This is a genomic window from Gammaproteobacteria bacterium, assembly GCA_029881255.1.
In the GTDB taxonomy this organism is placed as follows: domain Bacteria; phylum Pseudomonadota; class Gammaproteobacteria; order S012-40; family S012-40; genus JAOUMY01.
Map to the genome: position 1 here is coordinate 420,884 of JAOUMY010000003.1, position 11,907 is coordinate 432,790.

The window sequence follows — 11,907 nt, forward strand, 5'->3', positions numbered from 1 at the left end:
GTTCACCCTCTGCTGATGAGTGACATATCGAAAAATATGCCATTCTCAATGCAGGGTATTGCCTTAAGCTCGCTGGTATTTTCGATATTGCTTTATAGGGAGACAAGTGACTTGATGTCTCTCGCATGGGCGACGTTATTGCTTATGCTATACGGTGCCATTGTGTACTATTTCAGTGAAATACTTCCTTTGGATATTAGGGGAAACTCACGAAAGAGCAGGTCCTGGGAATCACGACTGGCGCTAGGCAGTGCTGTTGCGGGTTTTATTTGGGGTGTGGGAGGTTACCTATTCGTTCCCGAAAACAATGCTGTATTATCACTTATCTATGCGCTATTTACCGCTGGCTTCTGCTCAATCACTTGCATAGTGTTTTCCTCCAGCGCCGAAGTATTTCCCTCGTTTTCGATACCTCCCTTACTTCTGAGCAGCGCTTTATTTTTTCGCCTTACTGATAGCCTAAATGCGCTAATTGGTACATGCATTATCTTTTATCTATTGATTTTACTAATTGCGCATCGTCGATTGAATTTTTCGGTAAAACATCGCCTGATATTGGAAGTAAGAAACAATCGCCTAATCAGTCGTATGCGCCTTTCCGAGGATCGACTCAATGAAGAAACTGTCAAGCTCAACAAAGAAATCAGGCAGCATGCTAACGCGATGGTTAGTTTGCTTGAATCTAGAGAATATCTTCAGGATATCGTCAGCTGTACTTCAAGTGCACTGATTGTGACGGACTGTAATGGGTATATTGAGCTAGTCAACAACCGCGCTGAAACCATACTGTCCTATGAGGCCAAGGAACTCGTCAATCGCAATATCAGCACCATATTACCCCAGGAGTTTTCCAGCCCTCACAGAATGATGATACAAAACTTTCTGAAAAAAGGCAGTTTCCAGCGTGGTGTCCAACTTGTCGAGGCTGAATCGCTGGTTGTCGACAAATTCAAAACACTGATTCCTGTTATGGTGAGCCTTAGCCAGACTATCATTCGGGGAAATATCGCATTCATCGTCAACATCAGAGACATGACTCTCGAAAAAAGCGACCGTGAAGCACTATTGGAGAAACAAAAAGAGCTCGAAGAAGCCAAAGAAAGACTTAGTATGGCCAATCGCAGTCTAAACGTCCTCGCCACAACGGACGGACTGACAGGTTTGGCCAATCGCCGCCATTTCGATATGTGTATTCAAAAAGAGTGGAAGAGGAGTCAGCGCTATAACACGAATATTGCTGTACTGATCTTGGATGTCGATCATTTCAAGCAATTCAACGATACCTTCGGTCATCAGAAAGGTGACCAGTGCCTAATGATGGTAGCGGAGGCTATCAAAAACGTCGGCGGCACAAATCGTCCAGATGACGTTGTTGCCAGATACGGTGGAGAAGAATTCGTCATCATGCTAAGCAATCCGACGCAGGATCATTCATACACGTTAGCCGAGTCTATACGGCGAAAAATATGGGCCATCGGTGCACACGAGTGCGACTTCGATACTTCCAAAAACTTCAGTTTAACCATAAGTATCGGTTGTGCGTATTGTGCGGACACGAGCTCCTGCACTCCTGCGGAACTGATTCAACTTGCTGACAAATCACTATATCGCGCTAAAGAGAAGGGAAGAAACTGTACTGTATTTGAGGAGTATAGGGGTACAAATGAGTAGAAACGCCAATCTAAGAATGATCGAAGAGGACGTACGCCATCGAGTTCTTGTGGTGGACGATATGCCGGAGAATATTGACCTTCTATGTTCAATTCTTGAGGATGACTATACCGTCGTTGTTGCCACGTCGGCGGTCAAAGCGCTTGAAATATGCACAGGCCCGAACAGTCCAGATATCGTGGTCATGGACGTCATCATGCCCGATCTGGACGGCTTTACCGCATGTAAACGGTTAAAGGAAAATCCTGCCACGAGTGATATTCCTTTAATCTTCATAACCGCGCTCTCTAACAATGAAGATCAGAGTAGAGGTCTGGAGCTTGGCGCATCGGATTACATATATAAGCCCTTCAATCCAGGGCTCGTAAAAACGAGAATTCGCAATCAACTCATGCAAAAACAATATGCCGCCAAGCTTGAACGCGAAGTTGCAAACAGAACCTCAGAACTACTCGTAATGAAACAGGTCACCATGCAGGCCATGGGTACCCTGGCAGAGTATCGCGACCCGGAGACTGGGGCGCATATTCTGCGTACGCAGAATTATGTACGTGTTTTAGCCATTCATCTGTCGAGAGCTCCTAAGTACCATAGCGTTCTTACAGATGATTTTATTAACATGTTGTTTCAGTCAGCGCCTTTGCACGATATCGGAAAAATCGGTATCCGAGACAACATTCTTCTAAAACCCGGCTCTTTGACAGACGATGAGTTTACTGAAATGAAGACGCACACTGTGTTGGGTAGAGACGCCATACTCAAAGCAAGTACGGGTTTGGGGGATAACTCCTTTTTACGCATCGCCGCTGAAATTGCCGCATCACACCATGAAAAATGGGATGGTAGCGGTTATCCACTCGGTCTCAAGGCAGACGAAATCCCCATTAGTGGCCGATTAATGGCGCTGGCTGATGTTTATGATGCGCTGATAAGCAAACGAGTCTACAAACCCGCATTCAGTCATGAGAAGGCGAAATCCATAATTCTTGAAGGCAAGGGAACGCATTTCGATCCAGAAGTTGTTGATGCCTTCGTCGCTAAAGAACATGAATTTATAAAGATTGCCAGCCAATACAAAGACGAATAGAGCTTCCGTAAATCTATGCCACCTCTTGCACAGGCTATGATTATTGATGAAAATCCAGAGTACTTGCAGATTCTGCAACGCTTATTGGAGACGGGTGGATATGCCGTAAGGGCAACAGCCAATAGTGAGAGCGCGCTTCGAGACATACAAAACAGTCGTCCTGATATTATTTTGATGGACTTCTCCATACTAAACTCAGGAAAACTTGATCTCAGTCGCGAGTTAAAAAAGGATAAGACGCTTTCGGAGATTCCGCTTATTTTTATCAGCGAAAAGCATCAGTCTGTCGACATAGTCGAAGCCTTTATGAAAGGCGGTGTAGATTACATCTCCAAGCCTTTTAACGAAATAGAAGTACTCGCCAGGGTACAGACACATCTAGCGAATTTTCGCGCCAAACAGGAAATACAAAAGGCACGACTTGAGGCGGAAAAAGCAAGTCAGGCAAAAAGCATGTTTCTTGCCAATATGTCTCATGAAATTCGCACACCGCTAAATGCAATCACCGGCATGACCTATCTTGTACTGCAGAGCGAGCTGAGTGAAAAGCAGAAGAAATTTGTACGCCGCATTCAACAGTCGTCAGAACTGTTAATGGCGCTAATAAATGACATATTGGATTTCTCCAAGGTCGAGGCCAACCAATTGGCCATCGAGCAGATTCCTTTTGAGCTCAGCGATGTATTCGAGAATCTCAACAATATTCTCTCTATCAAATCGAATGAAACGCAATTGGAATTTGTCTTTGATAAGGATCCCAATATTCCCGATGGATTAGTCGGCGACCCGCTTCGACTTGGTCAGGTCCTGGTAAATCTTAGCGGAAATGCGTTTAAGTTTACCAAAGAGGGCCAAATCATTGTTCGTGCGATATTGATTAACTCTTCAGCTTCCACTGTCAGGCTACGCTTCGAGATAGAGGATAGCGGAGTTGGCATATCCGAAGAGGCTACATCACGATTATTCAAGAGCTTCTCTCAAGCAGACAATTCCGTTTCCCGAGTTTACGGCGGAACTGGCCTGGGACTGGCAATCTGCAAAAGCCTGGTTGAGTTAATGAATGGCAATATCGGATTCGAGAGCAAAGAAGGCAAAGGCAGCAAATTCTTTTTTGAACTCCCTTTTTTGATCGACAAAGACCATGAGCTCACTAGAAACGAAATCCCTAAAGAGTTTGACAAATTTCATACCGTCATCGTCGATGACAACACTGCCAGCGGCGACATACTTACAAAAATGCTGAAGGCCTTTGGGCACAAAGTATCGTGTTACACTTCAACTTCGGAAGCCTTAAGCTCCATAAAGGAAAAAAGCGCTATTCAGCCAGTCGATCTAATTTTGCTTGATTGGTCCGCGACGAACTTTAGCAGCCATATTTTTAAAGCACAGCTGAATGAATTAAAATTGGATACACAGCCCAAAGTGCTGATAATGTCGAATGGATTTGAAGCGGAGCGAGAAAAGTATCTTTTCAAAAAAGAAGATGAAGATTCCATACTAATTAAACCAATCACCCCTTCGACATTGCTTGACAATATTCTCACGCTACTTGGGAAGCCCTTAGTCACCGCAAACAAGGAAAACAGGAGCAAATCGCGTATAAAGAATGCTCGCCGCCAGATTCGCGGAGCAAACATTTTGCTTGCCGAGGACAATGAGGTCAATCAGGAACTGGGGGTCGAACTTCTCAGTCGCTGTGGCGCAAATGTCACGCTGGTATCCAACGGCCTTGAGGCAATAGATGCTCTCACCAGACAGCACTATGATGTCGTGCTAATGGACATTGAAATGCCTAAACTCGATGGAATTTCTGCCGTGAAAGAAATCCGTAAAAACAAACAGTTTCAACATACGCCTATTATAGCCATGACTGCATTCGCGCTTAGCCAGGATCGACGTCGCGCACTGGAGGCCGGGATGAACGACTACATTACCAAGCCACTTGATCCGGCGAAACTCTATCTCACCATCGCAAAATACCACCAGAGCGATTTATCTCAGAGTGGCCAAGACAACAGCACGCATAGTGAACCTATTTATTTCGATGACGACGTTAAACAAACCTTAGAAACAATAGAAGGCATCGACACCAGCGAGGGACTCGCTCGCTGCGAGGGCAATGTCGACCTTTATAAACGCCTGTTAAAGCGATACTACGAAAGAATTAGACGATTTGAGGGTGAGCTAAGCAAGGCCTTGGACAAAGGTGATGTAAACGAGACCATGCACCTCGCACACAGCTTAAAAGGGGCCTCTGCAAACGTTGGCGCGACCCAAGTCTATTTGGAGGCGGTCACATTGGAGTTCTACTGTCGAAACGATAGTTTCCAGAGTCTGTTACGCGAACAGTTGAGAAATGTCGTCGTCGCTATAAATGTATTAGTGAAGAATCAACCATCATTTATTGATAATGACGACAACAGTTCGACTGGGGCAATTACAGACATCAACGCACATCTCGAAGAACTCTCGATATTACTCGAACAATCTGATAGTCGTGCCAGCGCCATGATAGAACAGCTTAACACAAGCAATATTGATGGATTGGCAGGGTATGTTGACGAAATGCAAAAGGCAATTAAAAGCTACGACTTCGAAAAAGCATCCACAATCCTGCAGAAAATGCTATTACGCAAGGCGGGATGAGATTATTTCGCAACCCATACATGGGTAAAGCCAATCATCTTGCCGTTTGATCCCTTCTTTACATGAGAAGAATCACCACCGTACAAGGTTAACGACGTAAATAGTAAAACCACCCCAAAAACAGCAACCATGCTGTAGAAAATGTACTGTCTCCACATGACGCACCCCTAATTGTAACCATGTATGTCTAGGTTAGCGGACGTTTAGCGAAATCCTCCTGTGACAGAGTTCTCAGTTTTAATAACAATTGGGAAAATCGCCCCAAAACTCACATGAATGCGTCTAAGACGCATTCATGTATGGGAGACGAGGTTTAACAATTCGATGGACGCGTCTATCTCAACCTTGCGTATGGAAACGCTTTCGATATTACAGCCGATAGGGATTTGCTTTTCGTCGGCAAAGTCCTTGAGTTCTCGCCAGGCCTGTGCAGAAAAATCGACGGAGTGTTGAAGAATGTCGTGCGCGTGCAGCATTTCGTTTTCCAACCAGCGCGGGATACTAATACCCAGCCATTTCATAAACTGTAGTGTTTTCGCCGAACCGCACGGGGTTAATGTAAACAGAACCGGGACCAGGGGAATATCATGCTCCTGCGCATAGTAATAATAGTCTGAGAGAAAACTCTTCGAGGCGTTTACATCATAGACGCCTTGCGATACGAAAAAACTACAACCCTGTTTCATTTTTTCTATCACGCGCAGGTGTTCATCACCCTTGCTCAAGTGGCGTTCGGGTATCGTAACTCCGCCTAGCAGTAGCGGATTACTCATACTACTTCTTAGTTGGTAGGCGTCTTTCAGTGACAGGCTGACATCCTGAGATTTTGAAGCAGCGCCAACAAATACCGTCAGAAAATCACTTGCTGATGGCACTTGCAAAAAATCCCGCAATTCATCGGCGCTATATTTGCCCACGGCGCGGTAGACGATTTTTGGAATGGCCAGTTGGTTCAGATAGTCGCGACTATACTCATAGGCATCGAGCGTGGCCATAAACGGAAACGGACGTTCATCATCGGTGCGCGTCTTTTCGTCCTGAATATCGTAGAGGATCAAACCGTCGACAAGATGCTCGCGCAATCTTTCCATCTGCTTTTCGGCAATATCCGCCACCTGCGCCGGATCGGTGCCCTGTTTCGGCGGCGTAATGCCATATACGATGATGCCGCTTTCCCGGTTCCTGATTTTGTCGGTCAGCATATTAATGTCATTCTGTTATCCATAGGTTGCCGCATTCTAATACAGATCATTCCCGGGTTTAAGCCGCTATCGGCCCAACCATTGCCGCCCCGAGGCAATTCACCGATAATAGGCCGCTTTTGAATCAGCCATAATCCTTGAAAGACAGCCATGTCCCAACAAAGCACCCAATTCCATCACATATTGCGCCTGGCCCTCGAAGAAGATATTGGCAAGGGCGACCTGACGGCTGGCCTGGTCCCTGAGGACACCAGGGTGACGGCACGGGTGATTTGCCGCGAAGATGCGGTAATTGCTGGCGCGGCCTGGTTTAGCGGTGTGTTTGCCTTGTTAGACCCGACACTGGATATCGACTGGAAAGTAAGCGACGGTGACCGCGTTGAGGCCAATACCACCCTGGTGGAAATCAGCGGACTGGCCCGCCCGATTCTGACCGGCGAGCGCTCAGCACTGAATTTTTTGCAAACACTTTCTGCGACGGCGACGCGAACTCGCAGCTATGTTGATGCCATTGCAGGAACCCACGCCAGGATACTCGACACGCGTAAGACTTTGCCCGGCCTGCGTGAGGCGCAAAAATATGCGGTTACCTGTGGCGGCGGCACCAATCATCGCATTGGGCTGTTTGATGCCATCCTGATTAAAGAAAACCATATACTGGCAGCTGGCTCTATCACCGCGGCCATGCAAAAGGCGCGACAACTGAATACCCAGGTAAAGATCGAAGTTGAGGTCGAAAACCTAATGGAGCTGGAAGAGGCGATCAATGCAGGCGCCAATGCCGTGTTGCTCGACAATATGTCAACAGAGCAACTACGTGCAGCGGTGGCGCTTAACGCCGGTCGTGTCAGCCTGGAGGCCTCAGGCGGTGTAACACTGGAAACTGTACGCGCGATCGCCGAGACTGGTGTTGATTTTATTTCCGTTGGGACACTCACCAAAGACATCAAAGCCATCGACTTGTCGATGCGCTTTGATTACGAATAACCACTGTTGGAGAAAACTATGCGTACTTCCCGGTTTCTACTGGCCACGCTCAAAGAAACACCTTCGGACGCCGAAGTTATCAGTCACAAACTTATGCTGCGCGCCGGCCTGATTCGCAAACTGGCGTCCGGTCTCTATACCTGGCTCCCGCTGGGGTTACGCGTGCTGCGCAAGGTAGAGCGTATAGTCCGTGAAGAAATGGATCGCTCCGGCGCACAGGAAGTCCTGATGCCAGCAGTTCAGCCCGCCGAGTTGTGGGAAGAGTCCGGACGCTGGGAAAAATACGGCCCAGAATTGTTGCGTATACGCGACCGCCACGATCGCGAGTTTTGTTTTGGTCCGACGCATGAAGAAATCATTACCGATTTGATTCGTCGAGAAATTCAAAGCTATCGACAACTGCCTGCCAATTTTTATCAGATTCAAACAAAGTTTCGTGACGAGGTTCGTCCGCGCTTTGGCGTTATGCGCGCACGCGAGTTTCTGATGAAAGATGCCTACTCTTTTCACGTCGATCAGGCGTCACTACAGGAAACGTATGATGTAATGCATGCGACATATTGTCGTATCTTCGAGCGCCTCGGTCTTGATTATCGTCCGGTACTCGCAGACACCGGCTCAATCGGCGGCAGTAGTTCGCACGAATTTCATGTACTCGCCGAATCCGGCGAAGACGATATCGCGTTTAGTAATGAAAGTGATTACGCCGCGAATGTGGAACTCGCCGAAGCGGTGCCACCTGCCCGCTCGCGTGGTGAAGCATCGCAGACCATGCAAACCATCGACACGCCGGATCAGCGCAGTATTGACGAGGTTTGTGCGCTGTTAAAAATCAAGCCCGAACAAACTATTAAAACGCTCATCGTCAAAGGCGCTGAAAAAGGCCAGCTCGTCGCACTGATAGTGCGCGGCGATCATGAAATCAACGAAATCAAAGCGGAAAAACTCGCCAGCGTCGCCAGCCCATTCACACTGGCAAGCGAAGAGGAAGTTATCCAGGCCACGGGCTGTCGCCCGGGTTCGGTAGGACCTGTCGGTTTAAAGATTACCGTTGTCGCCGATCACAGCGCAGTTCAATGCAGTGATTTTGTATGCGGTGCAAATAAAGACGGAAAACATTTAACTGGCGTCAACTGGGGACGTGATGTCGCGGAGCCTCAAGCAGCCGATATCCGTAACGTGCTTGCCGGGGATCCAAGCCCCGATGGGAAAGGAACACTGTCCATACGTCGCGGCATCGAAGTCGGCCACATCTTTCAGTTGGGACAAAAATACAGCGAGGCGATGAAGGCGCAAGTACTCGACGAAAACGGCAAGAGCGTTACCATGACCATGGGTTGTTATGGCATAGGCGTCAGCCGTATCGTTGCTTCTGCAATAGAACAAAACAACGATGAAAAAGGCATCGTCTGGCCAGAGAACATCGCCCCCTTTACCGTCGCGCTTTTGCCCATGAATATGCACAAGTCTCAACGCATACGCGACACGGCAGAAGCCATATACCAGCAGTTACAAGACGCTGGCATAGAAGTCTTGTTCGATGATCGCAAAGAACGTCCTGGGGTTATGTTTGCAGATATGGAACTGATAGGGATTCCGCATCGCCTGACACTGGGTGAGAAATCCCTCGACAATGGCGTCATTGAGTATCTCAATCGAAAAGACATGTCGAAAAAAGAATTGCCACTGGATAATTTAGTGGCTTCGCTTTTAGCTCAATTCGCGCAATAAATTATTTTTTTCAACAGCGCCTGCTCGGCATACGCCACGATAGTCTGCATGTAAACGTCTTCTATCGTGGCCTATGTCATTCACCTTGAATTCTGCGTCTTTCACGTGGAATAAAAAATGCTAGTTTTTCCTGGTATTTTCGAAAAATAGTGGTGATGACTGCATTTACTCAATCCATGCACTGAACCGCGCTCTTTCTCGATTCTCAAATCACGTGTGATGACACCCAAACGAGGGCATAAACAATGAAATACAAAACCCATTTACAGTATTTTCTATTCACTCTCGCCTTATCGGGATGTCTCACATCCATAAACGACACTGGCAACACAAGTACTAGTGCGACGGGATTCAAACTCAGCAGCACCAGCTTTACATCAAACGGCAAAATCCCTCTCAAGTTCGCATGTACAACGCTCGGAGGCGACAATCTGTCTCCTGCACTATCCTGGTCTGCCCAACCGGCGACAACAGACCAATTCGCACTGGTTGTTGATGATGAAGACTCTCCTTGTGGAACCGGAACACAAGCATGTCAACACTGGTCAGTATTTGCCATCCCCGCGAGTGTGCAGTCCTTCGTAGCGGGACAGGATATTGGGCAAATTGCGGGGGCAGTCGAAGGCGACAATCTCACAAACACACAAGGCTATTTCGGGCCGTGCCCACCAAAAGGCCATAATTACAACTTCACTCTTTACGCTCTCAAAGACACCATGCCTGCTGTTGTCGCTGGCACACTGATCACTCGCGCAGAATTCGCTCAGGATTATGCGGACCACATCATCGATTCAGTAACGCTGGTTGGTTACTTTGACCCGTCCAACCCCGTCGTTACTCAGTAGCGCTCTACTTCACTATGGGGTCCATAGTTGTCAATCGAAGAGGTCTAAACGTTTAGACCTCTTCTTGCCTGGCATTACCGAGTAGTTGCCCATTGCTGGAAAGGGTATTAAACTCATTCAAAACTGGTGGCGAAATAACACAAATATCAACGACCTCCAAAATTCAAAAAATTCATATAAACAATTAAATCGCCCATTTAAGTAAACAATAATCTTGGAAAGGTAGTCTTTGCCGGATGCGTAGTCTACTCATAAGTCTGATATGTATTTTCATGTGGGGAAACAGCTTGGCCAATGCGCCAGACCCCGAGCTACGTGATGCCTTGATAAAAGCCGTTCAACAGACCGAGGCCTTCAGCGACCGTTTTGAGGCAGAAGTCTGGTTCACCGATATGTCTTACCGTCTACGCACGAAATTCCCGGACACCCACGACCGGCTGACGTTTTTACGCATGGTCTACAACGAAGCCCGCCGCGTCGATCTGACACCAGAACTCGTCCTATCCGTAATACAGGTTGAAAGCAATTTTGATCAGTGGGCAATATCGAAAGTAGGGGCACGCGGCTTGATGCAAGTCATGCCATTCTGGTTAAAAGAGATCGGCCGTCCTGAAGACAATCTATTTCACATCAAGACCAATCTTCGTATGGGTTGCACCATACTCAAACATTATCTCGATAAAGAAAACGGCAATCTGATCCGCGCTCTGGGACGTTATAACGGTAGTCTGGGCAGTTATCGCTATCCGAACAAGGTAATGGCGGCGTTGAGAGATCGCTGGTATCGCCCGTAGCATTCAACAGCCCACACAACACTTACTCTTCTGTACAAAGATTTAAATATCGGTGCTTACACCAGCTGTATAACGCCAGGAAATACTCATTTCGCAAAGGGAAGAAACGGCAAAGCTGAAACCTATTCCTCGACGTGATTTTCGGTTGCCGTAAAATTCGGCATCTCGCCGGGTGTGCCGGCCATCGGACCAATCTGTGTAAAGAAAGAGACCATTTTCCAGTGCCCCGCGTCATTCTGTAAAAAACAGGCAGAATGTTCGTTCGGTCCGTAGATATCTTCACGCTGCAAGAATCCCGGCGTCCCATCCAGGGTGCTCACCTTTAACCAGAACAAACCCTCGGTACCGTTTAGATCAGGCACGGGATTCCAGTCATGCACTTTCAAAACATTATAGGACAGACTGGTCACAACATCAGAAGCGCTTGACGGTTGACTCATCAATTCTGCTTTTTCTTTGATCAACGCGCCATGCTGTCGTCCATCAAGATTCCCTGGAAATTCTGTAAATATATACGGGGAACAAAACAACACGCCTTTCTCAGAACGTACAAAGCCACCACCTAAATTGACCACCCGGCGCAAAATATCCCAGAAGTCCGACTCGAAGGCATCAATGCGCCATATGTCTGCAAACTCTTGCGCCCCGGCAGGTCGATTGACACCGTTAAATATTCCAATATCGACCAGTTCAACCAGACGTTCTGGTTCGTGGTGACGCGCAGCGGTCAGTAAGCGCTCACGAAACTGCAAAAGACTAGGGTCCCGATCCGCCTCATCCACGGGTAATAACTGTTGGTGTTGGGTTCCAGTTGCATACGCATGGAATCCCAAGAACTGACACAACAGTATGACGGATAAACGATGTTTGAATTTTTGATTAATAAAAGCTTTCATAATTTCAGAAAAAAATCATGGTTTCACACGCTATCAAACCATACATAC

The 11,907-nt window shown here is 47.3% G+C and carries 10 protein-coding genes; 7 read left to right on the top strand and 3 right to left on the bottom strand.

The annotated features are described in order from the left end of the window. Positions 1-114: 114 nt before the first annotated feature. Genes OEZ43_09295 through OEZ43_09305 form a run of 3 tightly spaced genes read left to right on the top strand, consistent with a single transcriptional unit; the run spans position 115 to position 5,404 of the window. The gene (locus tag OEZ43_09295; protein MDH5545777.1) at positions 115-1,671 is read left to right on the top strand and encodes a sensor domain-containing diguanylate cyclase; all 1,557 of its coding nucleotides are present in this window, start codon (positions 115-117) and stop codon (positions 1,669-1,671) included. Continuing rightward, positions 1,664-2,758 (top strand): response regulator, encoded by a 1,095-nt coding sequence (locus OEZ43_09300; GenBank protein ID MDH5545778.1) that lies wholly within the window; start codon positions 1,664-1,666, stop codon positions 2,756-2,758. The genes OEZ43_09295 and OEZ43_09300 overlap by 8 nt, the downstream gene beginning before the upstream one ends. A gap of 15 nt (positions 2,759-2,773) precedes the next feature. Then, complete coding sequence (locus OEZ43_09305) at positions 2,774-5,404, top strand: response regulator (protein MDH5545779.1); 2,631 nt, start codon at positions 2,774-2,776, stop codon at positions 5,402-5,404. A gap of 2 nt (positions 5,405-5,406) precedes the next feature. Here OEZ43_09305 and OEZ43_09310 read toward each other — a convergent pair whose 3' ends face one another. Together OEZ43_09310 and OEZ43_09315 are read right to left on the bottom strand one after the other, a co-directional pair. Then, positions 5,407-5,562 (bottom strand): hypothetical protein, encoded by a 156-nt coding sequence (locus OEZ43_09310; GenBank protein ID MDH5545780.1) that lies wholly within the window; start codon positions 5,560-5,562, stop codon positions 5,407-5,409. Between the two features lie 135 nt (positions 5,563-5,697). Beyond that, the gene (locus OEZ43_09315; GenBank protein ID MDH5545781.1) at positions 5,698-6,606 is read right to left on the bottom strand and encodes a methylenetetrahydrofolate reductase; all 909 of its coding nucleotides are present in this window, start codon (positions 6,604-6,606) and stop codon (positions 5,698-5,700) included. Positions 6,607-6,756: 150 nt separating this feature from the next. Here OEZ43_09315 and nadC point away from each other — a divergent pair, with 150 nt between their 5' ends. From nadC to OEZ43_09335, 4 genes are all read left to right on the top strand, one after another. Beyond that, positions 6,757-7,593: a carboxylating nicotinate-nucleotide diphosphorylase gene (nadC, locus tag OEZ43_09320; protein ID MDH5545782.1), complete on the top strand. Its 837-nt coding sequence runs from the start codon at positions 6,757-6,759 to the stop codon at positions 7,591-7,593. Between the two features lie 18 nt (positions 7,594-7,611). Continuing rightward, the gene (locus tag OEZ43_09325; GenBank protein ID MDH5545783.1) at positions 7,612-9,324 is read left to right on the top strand and encodes a proline--tRNA ligase; all 1,713 of its coding nucleotides are present in this window, start codon (positions 7,612-7,614) and stop codon (positions 9,322-9,324) included. 245 nt (positions 9,325-9,569) lie between these two features. Beyond that, the gene (locus tag OEZ43_09330) at positions 9,570-10,169 is read left to right on the top strand and encodes a YbhB/YbcL family Raf kinase inhibitor-like protein (GenBank protein MDH5545784.1); all 600 of its coding nucleotides are present in this window, start codon (positions 9,570-9,572) and stop codon (positions 10,167-10,169) included. A gap of 272 nt (positions 10,170-10,441) precedes the next feature. Next, complete coding sequence (locus OEZ43_09335) at positions 10,442-10,963, top strand: lytic transglycosylase domain-containing protein (protein ID MDH5545785.1); 522 nt, start codon at positions 10,442-10,444, stop codon at positions 10,961-10,963. Between the two features lie 122 nt (positions 10,964-11,085). On the opposite strand, the gene OEZ43_09340 is transcribed toward OEZ43_09335, so the two are convergent. Continuing rightward, positions 11,086-11,859: a hypothetical protein gene (locus OEZ43_09340; GenBank protein MDH5545786.1), complete on the bottom strand. Its 774-nt coding sequence runs from the start codon at positions 11,857-11,859 to the stop codon at positions 11,086-11,088. Positions 11,860-11,907: the final 48 nt, after the last annotated feature.